Source organism: Sphingomonas sp. SDUR79, from assembly GCF_056821745.1.
The window spans coordinates 2,093,027-2,108,048 of the sequence record NZ_JBPDIN010000001.1 but is presented as its reverse complement, the minus strand read 5'-3'; the positions used below and the strand labels follow the sequence as shown (position 1 = coordinate 2,108,048).

The 15,022-nt window shown below is 66.2% G+C and carries 17 protein-coding genes; 5 read left to right on the top strand and 12 right to left on the bottom strand.

Features of this window, described 5'->3' with window-relative positions:
- Positions 1–40 precede the first annotated feature (40 nt).
- Positions 41–1,324 carry a histidinol dehydrogenase gene (gene hisD, locus ACRYLO_RS10465; protein ID WP_482660099.1) on the bottom strand — a complete coding sequence of 428 codons (1,284 nt, stop codon included), beginning with the start codon at positions 1,322–1,324 and terminating at the stop codon, positions 41–43.
- Entirely contained in the window at positions 1,321–1,995 is a 675-nt protein-coding gene (gene hisG, locus ACRYLO_RS10460) for an ATP phosphoribosyltransferase (RefSeq protein WP_294018709.1), read from the bottom strand. The genes hisD and hisG overlap by 4 nt, the downstream gene beginning before the upstream one ends.
- A gap of 59 nt (positions 1,996–2,054) precedes the next feature.
- Here hisG and ACRYLO_RS10455 point away from each other — a divergent pair, with 59 nt between their 5' ends.
- Positions 2,055–3,104, top strand: coding sequence for a DUF2332 domain-containing protein (locus ACRYLO_RS10455; protein ID WP_482660098.1), 1,050 nt, complete (start codon positions 2,055–2,057; stop codon positions 3,102–3,104).
- 138 nt (positions 3,105–3,242) lie between these two features.
- The gene (locus tag ACRYLO_RS10450; protein WP_482660097.1) at positions 3,243–3,671 is read left to right on the top strand and encodes a hypothetical protein; all 429 of its coding nucleotides are present in this window, start codon (positions 3,243–3,245) and stop codon (positions 3,669–3,671) included.
- Here the strand turns inward: ACRYLO_RS10450 and ACRYLO_RS10445 are convergent.
- Positions 3,668–4,996 (bottom strand): methyltransferase family protein, encoded by a 1,329-nt coding sequence (locus ACRYLO_RS10445; RefSeq protein ID WP_482660096.1) that lies wholly within the window; start codon positions 4,994–4,996, stop codon positions 3,668–3,670. The two genes, ACRYLO_RS10450 and ACRYLO_RS10445, sit on opposite strands and share 4 nt — an antisense overlap.
- A gap of 124 nt (positions 4,997–5,120) precedes the next feature.
- Here ACRYLO_RS10445 and ACRYLO_RS10440 point away from each other — a divergent pair, with 124 nt between their 5' ends.
- Both ACRYLO_RS10440 and ppa read left to right on the top strand, forming a co-directional pair.
- Complete coding sequence (locus ACRYLO_RS10440) at positions 5,121–7,037, top strand: M61 family metallopeptidase (RefSeq protein WP_482660095.1); 1,917 nt, start codon at positions 5,121–5,123, stop codon at positions 7,035–7,037.
- 111 nt (positions 7,038–7,148) lie between these two features.
- On the top strand, positions 7,149–7,697 hold the full coding sequence (gene ppa, locus ACRYLO_RS10435) for an inorganic diphosphatase (protein WP_482660094.1): 549 nt from the start codon (positions 7,149–7,151) through the stop codon (positions 7,695–7,697).
- 59 nt (positions 7,698–7,756) lie between these two features.
- On the opposite strand, the gene ACRYLO_RS10430 is transcribed toward ppa, so the two are convergent.
- Complete coding sequence (locus ACRYLO_RS10430; protein ID WP_482660093.1) at positions 7,757–8,485, bottom strand: SDR family oxidoreductase; 729 nt, start codon at positions 8,483–8,485, stop codon at positions 7,757–7,759.
- Between the two features lie 151 nt (positions 8,486–8,636).
- On the opposite strand from ACRYLO_RS10430, the gene ACRYLO_RS10425 reads away from it, so the two are divergent.
- The gene (locus ACRYLO_RS10425) at positions 8,637–9,512 is read left to right on the top strand and encodes an AraC family transcriptional regulator (RefSeq protein WP_482660092.1); all 876 of its coding nucleotides are present in this window, start codon (positions 8,637–8,639) and stop codon (positions 9,510–9,512) included.
- A gap of 6 nt (positions 9,513–9,518) precedes the next feature.
- Here the strand turns inward: ACRYLO_RS10425 and ACRYLO_RS10420 are convergent, their stop codons facing one another.
- The 8 genes from ACRYLO_RS10420 to ACRYLO_RS10385 all read right to left on the bottom strand — a co-directional run bounded on the left by ACRYLO_RS10420 (position 9,519) and on the right by ACRYLO_RS10385 (position 15,013).
- Positions 9,519–9,869 carry a TfoX/Sxy family protein gene (locus ACRYLO_RS10420; RefSeq protein WP_482660091.1) on the bottom strand — a complete coding sequence of 117 codons (351 nt, stop codon included), beginning with the start codon at positions 9,867–9,869 and terminating at the stop codon, positions 9,519–9,521.
- Positions 9,859–10,338, bottom strand: coding sequence for a GNAT family N-acetyltransferase (locus ACRYLO_RS10415; protein ID WP_482660090.1), 480 nt, complete (start codon positions 10,336–10,338; stop codon positions 9,859–9,861). Before ACRYLO_RS10415 ends, ACRYLO_RS10420 begins: the two co-directional genes overlap by 11 nt.
- Positions 10,335–11,234, bottom strand: a complete 900-nt coding sequence (locus ACRYLO_RS10410) for a DMT family transporter (protein ID WP_482660089.1) — start codon at positions 11,232–11,234, stop codon at positions 10,335–10,337. Before ACRYLO_RS10410 ends, ACRYLO_RS10415 begins: the two co-directional genes overlap by 4 nt.
- A gap of 38 nt (positions 11,235–11,272) precedes the next feature.
- Positions 11,273–11,653: a type II toxin-antitoxin system VapC family toxin gene (locus ACRYLO_RS10405; RefSeq protein ID WP_482660088.1), complete on the bottom strand. Its 381-nt coding sequence runs from the start codon at positions 11,651–11,653 to the stop codon at positions 11,273–11,275.
- Complete coding sequence (locus ACRYLO_RS10400; RefSeq protein ID WP_482660087.1) at positions 11,650–11,946, bottom strand: AbrB/MazE/SpoVT family DNA-binding domain-containing protein; 297 nt, start codon at positions 11,944–11,946, stop codon at positions 11,650–11,652. Before ACRYLO_RS10400 ends, ACRYLO_RS10405 begins: the two co-directional genes overlap by 4 nt.
- A 99-nt stretch (positions 11,947–12,045) precedes the next feature.
- Positions 12,046–12,810 (bottom strand): hypothetical protein, encoded by a 765-nt coding sequence (locus ACRYLO_RS10395; protein WP_482660086.1) that lies wholly within the window; start codon positions 12,808–12,810, stop codon positions 12,046–12,048.
- Positions 12,807–13,931, bottom strand: a complete 1,125-nt coding sequence (ispG, locus tag ACRYLO_RS10390; protein WP_482660085.1) for a flavodoxin-dependent (E)-4-hydroxy-3-methylbut-2-enyl-diphosphate synthase — start codon at positions 13,929–13,931, stop codon at positions 12,807–12,809. The genes ACRYLO_RS10395 and ispG overlap by 4 nt, the downstream gene beginning before the upstream one ends.
- A gap of 32 nt (positions 13,932–13,963) precedes the next feature.
- Entirely contained in the window at positions 13,964–15,013 is a 1,050-nt protein-coding gene (locus ACRYLO_RS10385; RefSeq protein WP_482660084.1) for a DUF3089 domain-containing protein, read from the bottom strand.
- Positions 15,014–15,022 lie beyond the last annotated feature (9 nt).

The window sequence follows — 15,022 nt, the reverse complement described above, 5'->3', positions numbered from 1 at the left end:
TGTAGGGACCGTGACCGCCATTCGGCAAGGTCGCGAGCTATTATAGGCGAAGCGCCACCGACTTGGCATGCGCCGGAAGCCCTTCGGCCTCCGCCAGCGCCACCGCCGCCGGGCCGATCGCCGCCAGCCCCTGCGCGTCGAGAGCGAGGAAGCTGGTGCGCTTCATGAAGTCGAGCACCGACAGCCCGCTGGCGAACCGCGCGCGGCGGCCGGTGGGCAGGACGTGGTTGGGGCCGGCGACATAATCGCCGATCGCTTCGGGCGTCATTCGGCCGAGAAACACAGAGCCAGCATGGCGCACGCGCGCGAACAGCGCGTCGGGATCGTCCACCGCCAGTTCCAGATGCTCGGGCGCGAGCTTGTTGACCAGCGGGATCGCCTCGTCGAGCGTCGCGGTCAGGATGATCGCGCCATTGGCGTCCCAGCTCTGCCGCGCGACCTTACGCGTCGCCAGTTCGCCGATCTGGCGGTCGACCGCCTCGGCCACCTTGCCCGCCAGCACCGCATCATCGGTCAGCAGGATCGACTGGCTGGTCGGGTCATGTTCGGACTGGCTGAGCAGATCGGCGGCGATCCATTCGGGGTCGTTCTTGCCGTCCGCGACGACGACGATCTCGCTCGGCCCCGCGACCATGTCGATGCCGACTACGCCATAGAGCTGGCGCTTGGCCTCCGCGACCCAGGCATTGCCGGGGCCGGTGATCACGTCGACGGCGGCGATCCGCCCGGTGCCATAGGCGAGTGCGGCAATCGCCTGCGCCCCGCCGACACGCCAGATTTCGTCCACCCCGGCGATGTGCGCGGCGGCAAGGACGAGTGGGTTGATCTCACCATCCGGGGTCGGCGTGACCATCACGACGCGATCGACCCCCGCAACCTTGGCCGGAATCGCGTTCATCAGCACCGAGCTCGGATAGGCCGCGCGGCCACCGGGAACATAGACGCCCGCCGCCTCGACCGCGCCCCAGCGCGCGCCAGTGCGCACGCCATCGGCATCGGTGGTGTCGCTGTCCGCCGGCTTCTGCTTTTCGTGATAGGCGGTGATCCGCTTGGCGGCCAGCTCAAGCGCGTCGCGCAGATCGGGGGCCAGCGCCTCATAGGCCGCGATGCAGTCGCTCTTCTCGATCCGCCAGCCGGTTTCGTTGAGGTCGTGGCGGTCGAACTTGCGGGTAAAGGCGTGCAGCGCGGCATCGCCCTCGTCGCGGACGCTGGCGACGATCGTACGCACGTCGCGCGCAACATCGGCATCGGCCTCACGCCGCGCATCGACCAGTTCGCGGAAGGCCTGGGCGAAGCCCGGCTCGGACGTGGACAGGCGGATCATGCGGCAGCCTCGCTTTCCACTGCGCGCCGGAAGGCGTCGACCAGCGGGACAATTTCAGGGCGCGTCTTGAACGCGGCGCGGTTGGCGATCAGGCGGCTCGACACCTCCATGATCGTCTCGACCTCGACCAGCCCGTTTTCCTTGAGCGTGCGGCCCGACGACACCAGATCGACAATGCGCGGGGCCAGGTCGAGCAAAGGTGCCAGCTCCATCGCGCCGTTCAGCTTGATGCACTCGGCCTGCACGCCGCGCGCCTCGAAATGCTTGCGCGTCAGATGCGGATATTTGGTCGCGACGCGAACATGGCTCCACCCGCGCGGATCGTCGGTCGCGGCGAGCGCGGCCGGCTCGGCCACCGACAGGCGGCAATGCCCGATGCCAAGATCAACCGGCGCATACAGCTCCGAATAGGCAAATTCCGCGAGCACGTCCGATCCGACGATACCCAGCTGCGCCGCACCATGCGCGACAAAGGTCGCGACGTCGAACGCGCGCACCCGGATCAGGTCGATATCGGGGCGGTTGGTCTTGAAGCGCAGCGCGCGGCTGCTCTCATCCGAAAACGCCGCCTCGGGCACGATTCCGGCATGCGCGAGCAGTGGCAGCGCCTCTTCGAGGATGCGGCCCTTGGGTACGGCAAGGATGATCGGATCGGTGCTGGTATCGGTCATGGGTTGCGCGCCTTTACTTGGGTGGGCGTTGCGGCGCAACAAGAGGGCCGGAGGTACATATGGCCGACTGGATGACGCTGGAGGATGTGCGGACCGCGTTCGCCAATCAGGTGGACTATTGCCGGGCGAACGACGCGAGCCTGACCGCCAGCGTGGTGCAGGCGATCCTCGACGGTATCGACGGGCCGGGGACGTTCCGCGCAAGGCTGCGCGATTGGCCGGGCAAGCCGATGGCCGACGCGCTGCCGTTGCGCGCGGCGGGCGGGTTGCATGCGCTGCACCTGACCGGGGCGGCGCCGTCACTGGGCGACCTCTATGCCGGGGAGGCGGTGGATGCCGGGCCGCTGGTCAACGCCGCGATCGACGCGCATGACTCGGCGCTGCTGCCGTGGCTCGACGGCCCGCCGCAGACCAATGAGGCAGCGCGGTCGAGCAACTATGCCGCCGCGATGCTGTGGCTGGCGGCGCACGGCCTGCCCGGACGATTCGAATGTATCGAGATCGGGTCGAGCGCCGGGATCAACCTGATGATGGACCGCTATCGCTACGACCTGGGCGGGGTGGGGGTGGGGCCGCAGGATGCGGAAATGCGGATCGCCCCCGACTGGCGCGGCCCGCCACCGCCTGAAGCCGGAGTCGAGATCGTGTCGCTACGCGGCTGCGACGTCGCGCCGATCGACCTGACCGACCCCGAGGCGTTGCTGCGCCTGCGCGCCTATGCCTGGCCCGAGCATCGCGTGCGCGCAGAGCGGCTGGAGATCGCGGCGGCGGAGGCGGCCCGGCACGCGCCCGATTTGGTCGAGGCGGACGCGGCGGCATTCGTTGTCGAGGCGCTCGCCCGGCCACAGGCGGCCGGGACGACCCGTGTGCTGATGCATTCGATCGTCTGGCAATATCTCGGTGCCGAGCGGCAGGCGGCGATTACGGCCGCGATGGAGGCTGCGGGTGCGACGGCAACGCCCGAGCGCCCGCTGGCCTGGATCGCGGTCGAGGCGAACCGGCTGACCTTCCGCCACGAACTGACGGTGCTGATGTGGCCGAGCAGCGGGGAACCGCAGCTGCTGGCCGCAGCGCATCCCCATGGCGCATGGGTGGAGTGGATGGGCTGACCACACCCCAATTGTCACCCCGGACTTGTTCCGGGGTCCACCGGGCGGCAGGCGCGAAGCCATGTGGAGCAGAACTGAGCGGAAGGACGTGGAATGCTAGCGAGCTTGATTGTAGCCCTTATGGCAGCGGATGTTCCGATGTCAGCCGATCTGCCGGCAGGAGAACCACTGAGGACGTCCTCGGCTTGCGCTGCTGGTGAACCGCGCGACTTGGTGCAGGTCCGCGTGTTCCCAATCGGGTTCGTACGTCGTGTCTTCCCCTCTACGAACGAAATCATGGAAAAGGGTGGCGAGGCCGCAATGGTTCGTGCGTTCTGGCAGGCAACGATGAGCGTGATCTGTGACCCGCGCTTGCCAGATGCCGACATCGCGTCCGGTGAGTTTTCACCGCGGATCGTCGTCTTTGTCGCGGGTGAACAGGATCGGGAGCCGATCCTGATCGAGTATCCAGACTGGGGTGACAGCCCCGCGCCAGTGCGCGCGCGCGTAAATGGAAGGATGGTGACGATGCCGGCGGCGGTCGTCCGAAAACTGCTGGATTACTCTCGGGGCGGATGGCGCGATTAACCCCGCGGCGTCTCCGCCTTCACAGCCACCTCAGCCTTCCCCGTCTTCCCCATCACCCACGCAAACAACCGCGGGATCGGCGCATTGCGCTCCATCCACTCGCTATACGCCCGATATTCGGGGTCTTCGCCGAGATGCTTTTCCTCGGTCTTCGCGCGGACATAATAGATCAGGCTGACCAGCCCGAGCAGCAGGCTCGCGCGCGCCGCGTCGGCGAGGCTGCCGGTCGTGACGAGCAGCGGGCAGGTCGCGATCCACCAGAACAGGTTCTTCGACAGATACGCCGGGTGCCGCGTCCACGCGTACGGCCCATGCGTGATGATCCCGCGATGGGTGAGGTTGGAGAAGCGAAATCCGAACGCCATCGTCGCCCAGGCATAGATCGCGGTCAGCGCCACCAGCACCGCGCCGACGATCCACAATAGCACGTCATGCCCCGCCAGCCAGTGCGTCCAGTCCGACGTGCCGGGATGATAGTCGAGCGGGCCGCCATTGCCCATCAGGATGAACGGCGGGTAGCAGATCAGCGCCACCGCCCACGCGCCCGCATAGGGATTGGCGGTGCGGATATGGCTGTCGAGCGGGCGGAAGGTGAGGATGTAACCCACCGTGGCAAACGCCACGTCGAGCATGAACATGCCGGTGATCAGCCAGTTGGCCAGCGCGATCGGGTTGGTCAGGATGCCGCTCGCGTCCGCGCGCACGAACGCGCCGAACCCCGGCGGCACGATCGCGAGCATGAAGGCGAGGAAGAACGCCTTCACCGCCCAGCTGCGCAAATGGTTGTGGATCGCGGCCTCGTCCACCGGCTCCTTCGATCCGATCAGCCACGCGCCCAGCATGAAGGCACCGTCCTTGGGCTTTTCCAGATACCGGTCGATCCACAGCACATAGGGGATCGACAGGATGAACAATGCGGGCGCCGCCATCTGGAAACACCACATGGCAAAGGCGAAATTACCCTCCCAATAGAAACGACACACGGCATAGATGCCGGCGATCCCACCCCAGGTCAGCCACAGCCCGGCCAGCTTGGTGATCGAAATGTCGCGCGTTTCGCTGAAGGGACGCGGGTCGCTCCACTTGACCCCGGTGGTCGGATTGCGGTGCACCTTGTCGACGAACACCGCCCACAACACCATCGGAATGCCACCCGCGGCAAGGTTCACCAGCGCCGCGAACGGGCCGTCCAGGCCATAGGTGCGCGCGACGGTCAGCCAGATCGCCATCCCGACCAGACCGGCCAGGCCGCATCCGGTGCTGACGGCGGATTTGGGCCGCGGATCGGCCTTGACGCTGCGGGCAAGGGCGGGGTCGTGATACATGGCGCATCGTCTAGCGCGAAAATGGTAAGCAAGCCGTGAAGCCTGTTTGCGCCAAGGGTTTACCTCTCCGCCCCGGACCGATTAGGGTAACAAAATAACCCGATCCCTCCCGAAAGGTTCGTTCATGCGTCGCGCCGTTGCGCTTACTGCCCTGTTGCTCGCCACCGCGCCCGTCTCATTTGGCGCCACCGCCCAGAACAGCACCCCCCAGCCGCTGCCGTTCGACAACCGCATCCCGGTCGCCAGGGACATCGCCTATCCCGGCACGATGACGGTCACGGTCGATGCGACCAATATCCAGCAGGCGATCTACCGCGTGCGCCAGACCATCCCCGTCGCCGATGCCGGGCCGATGGTGCTGATGATGCCCGCCTGGCTGCCCGGCAAGCACGCCGCGCGCGGCGAGATCGAGAAGCTGGCGGGCCTCAAGATCAGCGCGAATGGCAAGCCCGTTGCCTGGACCCGCGATACGGTCGACGTCTGGGCGTTCCATCTCGACGTGCCCGCCGGCACGAAGCAGCTCGATATCGAATTCCAGTTCGTCGGCGCCACCGACCGCGATCAGGGCCGTGTGTCGATTGCGCCCAATATGCTCAACCTGCAGTTCGAGCAGGTCAGCCTCTATCCCGCCGGCTATTTCACGCGCCGCATCCCGGTGTCGGCGACCGTGACCTACCCCAAGGGCTGGACTGCGGTTTCAGGCCTGCCCGCGACGAAGCAGGGTGACGCCTATGTCTACGAAACCACCGATTACGAGACGCTGATCGACTCGCCGGTGTTCGCAGGGAAGCATTATCGCGAGTTCAAGCTGTCCGATCGCGTCGACCTCAACGTCTTTGCCGACGAGCCGGAGGAGCTGGACGCCAAGCCCGAGCAGATCGAGGCGCACAGGAAGCTGGTCGAACAGTCGGTGAAGCTGTTCGGCGCGCAGCATTACGACCAATATGAATTTCTGCTGTCGATCAGCGACGAGATGGGCGGGATCGGCCTGGAGCATCACCGCAGCTCCGAGAATGGCGTCGGGCCGGGCTATTTCACCAAGTGGAGCGAGGGGCCGGGCTCGCGCAACCTGTTGCCGCATGAATTCGTCCACAGTTGGAACGGAAAGTTCCGCCGCGGCAACGACAGCTGGACCCCCGATTTCCGCACCCCGATGCGCGACTCCTTGTTGTGGGTTTATGAGGGGCAGACGCAATTCTGGGGCTATGTCCTCCAGGCGCGCTCGGGCATCGTGTCGAAGCAGGACACGCTCGACATGCTCGCCAATATCGCCGCCAGCCTCGACAACCGCCCAGCACGCGAATGGCGCCCCCTGGTCGACACCACCAATGATCCGATCATCTCCGCGCGCCGGCCCAAGGGCTGGGTAAGCTGGCAGCGGTCGGAGGACTATTACAATGAAGGCCTGCTGATCTGGCTGGAGGCCGACGCCAAGCTGCGTGAGCTGTCGCGCGGCAAGAAGTCGATGGACGATTTCGCGCGTGCCTTTTTCGGGATGCGCGACGGCGATTGGGGCGTGCTCACCTATGACCTGACCGAGGTCGCGGCGACGCTCAACACCATCCAGCCTTATGACTGGGCCGGGTTCCTCAAAGCGCGCGTCTATGATGTCGCGCCCAAGGCGCCGCTCGCCGGCTTTACCGAAAATGGCTACCGCCTGATTTACACCGACGAACCGACCGCGGCGTTCAAGAATGCGGAAAAGCGCGGCGGGCGGACGGATCTCAGCTATTCGCTGGGGCTGGCCGTGGGCAAGGGCGGGGCGGTGTCGAGCGTCACCTGGGATTCGCCCGCGTTCAACGCTGGCCTCGATCTGGGCGACACGATCGTGGCGATCGCGGGTCGGGAATATAGCGACGAGCGGTTGAAGGCGGCGGTAACCGAGGCGAAGGCGACCAAGGCTCCGATCAAGCTGCTGGTGAAAAGCGGCACGCGCTATCGTGAAACGACCATCGACTATACCGGCGGCCTGCGCTATCCGCGCCTCGAAAAAATCGGCACCGGAGAGGGTGGCCTGGATAGACTTTTGTCAGCTCGCTGACGCGAGTACGGCACCAGCCCGCTCCCCCACCCGGCCACCCATAGGATACTGGCGTTGGGTGGCCGGGTGGGGGAGCGGGCTGGTGCCGCTCGACCAAACAGAGGACGACCAATGCGTATCGACAAAATCCCTGTCGGCGACAACGCGCCGCACAGCCTCAACGTCATCATCGAAGTGCCGACCGGCGGTGAGCCGGTGAAGTATGAATTCGACAAGGAATCGGGCGCGCTGTTCGTTGACCGCATCCTGCATACGCCGATGCGCTACCCGGCAAATTACGGCTTCGTGCCGCACACGCTGTCGCCCGATGGCGATCCGCTCGACGCGCTGGTGATCTCGCGCTCGCCCTTCATCCCGGGCTGTGTCGTGCGCGCGCGCCCGATCGGCGTACTCAAGCTGGAAGACGAGGCCGGCGGCGACGAAAAGCTGGTGTGCGTGCCGGTCGACACGACCTTCCCTTACTACACCGATGTCGGCGAGCGCGGCGACCTGCCCTCGATCGTGCTTCAGCAGATCGAGCATTTCTTCAAACATTATAAGGACCTGGAGTCCGAAAAGTGGGTCCGCATCGGCGAATGGGGCGATGCCGAGGAAGCCAAGCGGATCGTGCTCGAAGCGATCGAAGCGGCGAAGCAGGCCAAGGCCGCCGCAGTCGCCTGACCCGCTTCCCGTATCGAAGTTCGCAAGGCCCCGGATGCAGCATCCGGGGCCTTGTTTGTTCAGAATGCACCACCCGCCGGACGGACGATGATCTCGCTGACATCGACCCCGTCGGGCTGGGCGATGGCATAGGCAATCGCGCGGGCAATGGCGTCGGGCGTCAGCGACTTCTGCCGCCACTGCTTCAGCCCATCTGCGATCTCCGGCACGGTGATGTCGTCGCCCAGTTCGGTCGCGACCACGCCGGGCGAAATGACCGTAGTGCGGATATCGTCATGCTCCATCCGCAGTCCTTCGGTGATCGCCCAGACGGCGTATTTCGTCCCGCAATAGACCGCCGCGGTCGGCGCAACCATGTGCGCCGCGACCGATGCGACATTGACGACATGCCCGCCGCCCTGCGCGGTGAAGCGCGGCAAAGCCGCGGCGATACCGTTCAGCACGCCATGCACGTTGACGTCGATCATCCGCTTCCACTCGTCACGCTTCAGCGCATCGAGGCGCGAGAGCGGCATGACGCCCGCGTTGTTGACCAGCACGTCGACGCGCCCGAAGCGTGCTTCCGCCGCCGCGACGAACGCCTCGAAGCTGTCGCCATCGGCAACGTCAAGCTGCTGCCAGGCGACGTTAGCGCCCAGTTCGTCGGCGAGCGCGGCGAGCCGGTCGGTACGGCGCGCACCGATGAACAGGCGGGCACCGGCGGCGGCAAGTACGCGCACGGTCGCCTCGCCGATGCCGCTCGATGCGCCGGTGACGAGGATGGTCTTGTCGATGGTTCCGGTGGTCATGGGTCGGTTCCTTTCCGCTTGAGTGGGTGCAGCGGAAATGGCGCCGATCCCCGTCGGAGCGGTAGAGCGATTGCCCGAAGAAATTGCACGATCCTCCAAATCTGTGCGCGGCGCCTTGCGATCGCTTTCCCTGTGCGCGACATGCGAGCGCATGGAGCGCGTTACCGACCTCACGGCGATCATTGCCCGCCACACGCACGAACCCGGCATGTTTGCGTCAGCGGTGCCGCGGGTGTCGCTGATCCGGGGACATGCGCCGACCGACCCGACACCGGCGGTTTATGAAGCTTCGCTTTGCCTGATCGCCCAAGGATCGAAGCGCATTTCGGTCGGGGGCGATAGCCTGATCTACGACGCCGCCAACTATCTGGTCGTCTCGGTCGATCTGCCGCTGGTCGGACATGTGCTGGAGGCGAGTCCCGAGCGGCCCTATTTCTGCTGCGCAATCGGCCTCGACATGGCGGCACTGGCGGATCTGGTGGTGGCGCAGGGCGGGCCGGGCGCCCCCACAGGAATGCCGGCGCTGGCGGTGTGTCCCAGCGATCCGGGGCTGATCGACGCGGCGTGCAGGCTGATCGCGCTGCTCGATACGCCGGGCGACATCGCGATGCTCGCGCCGCTGATCGAGCGCGAGATCCTGTACCGCCTGCTCGCCGGCCCGCACGGCCCGATGCTGCGCCATATCGCGGCGGGCGACAGCCATTTGCGGCAGGTCAGCCGCGCGATACAGACAATCCGCAGCAGCTTCGACAAGCAACTGCGCATCCGCGACATCGCCGACGCGGCGGGCATGAGCGAATCCTCACTCCATGCGCATTTCAAGGCGATGACCCGGATGACGCCCATCGAATATCAGAAACAGCTGCGGCTGCAGGAAGCGCGGCGGCTGATGCTGGCGGAAGGGGCGAGCGCGGGCAGCGCAGGCTTTGCCGTCGGCTATGACAGCCCGTCGCAGTTCAGCCGCGAATATCGCCGTCTGTTCGGTGCCCCGCCGCGCCGTGATATTGCGCAGCTGCAGGGTGCGTGACCCGCGTCAGCCCCGTTTCTTCTTTACCGGCGCGCGCCGGCTCGCCTCCAGCCCTAGCGCCGCCCAGCGCTGCATCGCCTCGGCATCGTCATAGACGTCATCCGGCGCGCGGCGGTAGTTCATCGACACGGTCTCGCCGTCCTTGCCGGTGAAGGTGAAGGGCGGGCAGCCCGCCTCGTCCCATAGCGGTGCGCTCACCTTGTCATTCTTGAAGTAGATCGCTTCCTCATCGACCACGGCGAAGACAAGCCCGTCGCAATAGAGCACCGCCGCCCCCATCATCGGGCGGTGGGTGATGGTGCCAAGCGGCTCCAGCGCCTCCTTGGCCCACGCGATCAGCGCAGCGTCATAGGGCATTTGCAAGCGCCTCCAACGCCTCGTCCTGCATCCGCCAGCGCTCCCAGCCGTCGACATGCGCCGCGCCGATGGTCCGGTAGAAGCCCTTGCCCAGCTCGTTCCAGTCGAGGACGTTCCACTCCAGCCGCGCGCCGCCGCGTTCGATGACCAGCGCGGCGAGCCGCGACAGCAACGCCCGGCCCAGCCCCGCGCCGCGCGCATGCGGTTCGACGAACAGATCCTCCAGCCAGATGCCAGGCTTGCCCTCGAACGTCGAAAAGGTCTGGAAGAACAGCGCAAACCCCGCGGGCGCACCGTCGACTTCGCCGATCAGCACTTCGGCGGCGGGGTGCGGGCCGAACAGATGGCGGTGCAGCGTCGCATCGTCGAAGCGGACTTCGTGGGCGAGCTTCTCATAGTCGGCGAGCTTGCGGATGAATTCCGCGACCAGCTCGAAATCCTGCGCCTCAGCCTGACGGATCGTGATCAAATCTGTGCCTCCGTATCGGCGACCGGCGCATGGTCGCGCCGCCGCGCCGCGATGATGCAACCGCCGACGATCAGCGCCGCTCCCGCCACGGTGAAGAAGGACACGCCTTCGTCGAACACCACCCATCCCCACATGGTCGCCCACAGGAAGCCGGTATATTCGGTCGGCGCAAGATAATTGGCCTCGGCGCGGGCATAGGCCCAGCTGAGCAGGAACAGCGACATCGTCGCCAGCACCGCCGCCAGCGCCAGCGCCGGGACATGCTCGACCGGCGGCAGCGTCAGCAGCCACGGCGCGGCGAACAGGAAGATGATCGAAATGAACAGCGACTGGTAAAAGGCAACCTCGATCGCCCCGGCGACCAGCGACTGTTGCCGCATCAGGATGATGTTCCAGGCATAGGCCACGGCGGACACGAGGATCGCAATCGCGCCCCAGAACGCCTCGCGCCCCAATTCCGCTTGCGCCTGCCCGAACAGGATCAACACAACCCCGGCAAAGGCGAGCGCGGTGGCAACGATCGTGACGCGGGTGATGCGCTCCTTGAGCAGCCAGGCGGCGAGGAACAGCGCGATGATCGGCGCGATGAAGGCCAGCGCAATCGCCTGCGCCATCGGCACGCGACCCAGCCCCCAAAAGAACAGAAACGCCATCACCGCCGACACCGCCGCGCGGATCAGATGCAGCCGCATCGCTTGGCGGCTGGGGCGCGGAGGACGCGACAGTGCGTAGGGAACGCCACTCGCAACAATCCCCGCCATCGTCCGCCAGGTCAGCGCGTTATACGCACCCAGCGCCAGCACCAGCCCCTTCATCACTGCGTCCATCGACGAGAAGATGGCGATACCAAGCGACGCGACGGCAAAGGCGATGAGGGGGGAGGCGGGGCGAGTCACGCCGCGCGACTAGCGCGGCGGCGGCGGGAAGGCGAGCGTCAACGGATCATGCGGATGTCGAGCCCGACATCGGCCTCCGCCATGCGGTGGTCGGCGGTCAGGACGTGGCGATCCCGAGCGAGGGCGAGCGACAGGCAGGCCCGGTCGCCCAGTGACAAGCCAAGATGCTTCGTGGCCGACCGCAACTTCGCTGCCAATTGGGCATGATCGAGCCCGAACGGCACGATGTCGATCTCGAACCGCGCGAGTTGATGAAGCGCCTGCTCTTCCGGGACGCCCTTGTCGCGTAAGCGTTGCAGGAACTCGCTCACATTGACCGTGGAGATCAGCGCGTGTTGCGCGAACTTCGCGACCACGCCCGAGCCAGGTTCCCCCAGCGCAAGGGCAATCAGCGCCGACGCATCAAGGACATAGCTCATTTCGACGGATGATATCGGTCGAGCCATTGCTCCGTGCGGCGCTCTTCCTCCGCCGCTTCGCGCTCCCGCTCCGCGACCAGCGCATCGACCATGCTGCCTTCATACGGCCCGATCATGGATTTGAAGGCAGCCTGCACCTCCTTCACGACCTGTGCATAGGTTTTGAGGATGAACTGGCCGCGATCGTCGCGCTCGATCACGATCGAATCGCCGTCCTTGACGCCGAGCTCCCGGCGCACTTCAGCGGGAACGACGATCTTGCCGCCGGAGATCATCTTGGCATGGTAGCTCATGTTGGGTCCTTTCGGACCTGACACGTAGCACAGGACCTATTCTGCCGCCACTACCTGCACGTCGTTTGCCGCCTTCGCGTCGACCATCTTGGCGTTGCGTCAATTCGGACGGGACGCGTCTATCGGCATCGCCCCGACGCGACGCGCCATCGCGGCGTACCCCGTGTAGAACGCCGCCCCGGTCATTGAAGCGAGCAGGCCGACCACCAGCGCATCGGTCGTCATCAGGGTCCAGATCAACCAGCGATCCTGGCCGATCGCCCACTTGTGCAACAAACCGTGCAGCATCTGGGCGGGTGCAAACGCGGCGACCAGCAGGATCAGCAAGAGCAGGGCGTAAGGCCAGCTCCGACGGTACATTTCCCCCAGCGATATGCGCCGGTCGCCGAACAGGCCCGAGAGAAAATAAAAGACCAGCGGCAATATGACCAATGACAGGACGAGGTCCGCGCCATCGAGCCATGCATCGGGCATATGACCGCGCAGCGGGTAGGTTGATGACGAAATCAACATGAACATGCCCGCCGCCAGAAGCAGCCGACCCCAGGCAATGTCGCCAGGTCGCCACCAGCGCCCACCCTGATCGTGGCACCACCAGAAGCGCGCCGCAGCGAAGAAGGTGAGCGCGAGCCCCGTAAGCTTCACCGCCCCGAACTGCCAGCGAAGCGGTGCATTGGCAAAGGCCAGCGCGCCCGCGCGGTCGTCGAACATTCCGTTCTGAATTTCGACCACGTGCTGGGCGAATTCGGGGACGATTACCAGCGCCACAACAAGTGGGGCGAGTGCAAACAACCACATGCCCCGGCGGTAAGTGTCGATGAGCGCGGAAAGGACGAGCCGTAGGACCTGGTACGCCGCGATCACGCCGCCGCAACCGCCGCCGCCTCATCCGCTGCCTCGATCTCCGCCGCCTTGGCCTCGACCAGCTTGACGATATGCTCGAGCATGTCGGCGTCCTCGACCGTATGATCGGTGACCCCGGCCAGATAGACCATATGCTTGCCGTTGCCGCCGCCGGTCAGGCCGATATCGGTCTCGCGCGCTTCGCCGGGGCCGTTGACGACGCAGCCGAGGACACTGAGCGACAGCGGGGTGCGGATATGCTGGAGCCGTTCCTCCAGCGCCTGGACGGTGCGGATCACGTCGAAGCCCTGGCGCGCGCAGCTCGGGCAACTGACCACGCGGACACCGCGGTTGCGGATGCCGAGCGCCTTCAGGATCTCGAACCCGACGCGGACCTCTTCCTCTGGCTCGGCGGAGAGCGACACGCGGATCGTGTCGCCGATGCCGTACCATAGCAGCGACCCCATCCCGATCGCGCTCTTCACCGTCCCGCCGACAAATCCGCCCGCTTCGGTGATGCCCAGATGCAGCGGGCAATCGACCGCTTCGGCGAGCTGCTGATAGGCGGCGGCTGCGAGGAACAGGTCGCTGGCCTTCACCGCGACCTTGAACTCGTGAAAATCGCGGTCCTGCAACAGCTTGATATGGTCGAGCGCGCTTTCGACCAGCGCCTCGGGGCACGGCTCGCCATATTTTTCGAGCAAGTCCTTTTCCAAAGACCCGGCGTTGACGCCGATGCGGATCGCGCAGCCATTGGCCTTGGCCGCGTTGACGACCTCGTTCACGCGCTCGGCCGATCCGATGTTGCCGGGATTGATGCGCAGGCACGCCGCACCAGCGTCCGCGGCTTCGAGCGCGCGCTTATAGTGGAAATGGATATCGGCGACGATCGGCACGCGCGCGGCGCGGACGATCTGCTTCAGCGCCGCCGTGCTTTCGACATCGGGGCAGGAGACGCGGATGATGTCCGCGCCGGCATCCTCGCAGCGCCGAATCTGGTTGAGCGTCGCGACGGGGTCCGACGTCGGGGTGTTGGTCATCGTCTGCACGGTGACCGGGGCATCGCCGCCGACCGGGACGTTGCCGACCATGATCTGACGGCTATGGCGGCGCGTGATATCGCGCCAGGGACGCACGGACATGGAAGTTCCTCTAGGTTCGCCGCGCCTATAGCCTATCGCCGGGCGGCGAGAAAGGCGGCGACGCGGTCAACCGCATTCTGGCGCAGGTCCATCCAGAACAGCGGGATGTCGAGCGCGGCAAAGCTGCCATCCGGCCCGACCAGTTCGGCATAGGCCCCGCCCGGATCGGACACGCGCAACACGCCATCACGGTCGCACCGCGCGCTCACTTGTCCCGCATCGGGTGCACGCAGCGCCTCTGGAAACTCCGCACCGTTGCGCATCCACGCCCCGCGATGGGCGCTGCGTGGCGCGGCTTCGGGGCCGGTCGTCCAGCTGATCGGATTGGAGCACAGGATCGGCGGGCGCTGGCGTAGCCGCTTGCTGCCCTCGCTCCGGCTGACCCAGCTGACGACGCAGCCGGTATCGGTGGCGCTGCTGCACGCCGCGATGCCGCGTCGCGCCGCCAGCCAGTCCTGCGTGATCGGCGTCCCCACCAGATAGGCCGCGACCATGCGGCCCGCGACCGGCTGGCCATCGATCACCCGCTCGATCAGCATCTGCCCGATCCGCGCGCCCTCACCATGCCCGGCAAGGATGAAGGGTCGGTCGCCGACGCGGGCGCGGAAGGCGGCGAAGGCGCGCGCGACATCGGAATAGGCGAGCGCGCGCGCAGCGGAATCGCCTCCCGCCGGATTCGCCTGGCGGTATCGCGGCGCATAGATCGCACAGCATCCGTTGAACGCGCTCGCATGGTTGCGGATCGTCGTCTGCCCGACATCGCCGTTGAACCACACATCGCGCGTGTCGGCGTTCCACACCGCATTTCGCAGCGGGACGGCCGAATGGATGAAGAAGACATCGACCGGTGCCTTCAGCTGCGGTGGCTCGGCCACGCCCTGCGGCGTCATGTCGCCATCGTCGCGGATCCAGGGCAGCGATGCCCAGTTGGCGGGGCCGTCATAGTCGGGCGCGGGCGGCACGTTGGCCGCATCGAAGCGGCCGGCGGGGGGCGTATCGGTGGTGATCGTCCGCTGCGCCTGTGCCGGCGCAAACGCCGCGCCGATCGCCAGCGCCATGCAGAATAATGTCGTCCGCCGCATCGACGCTCC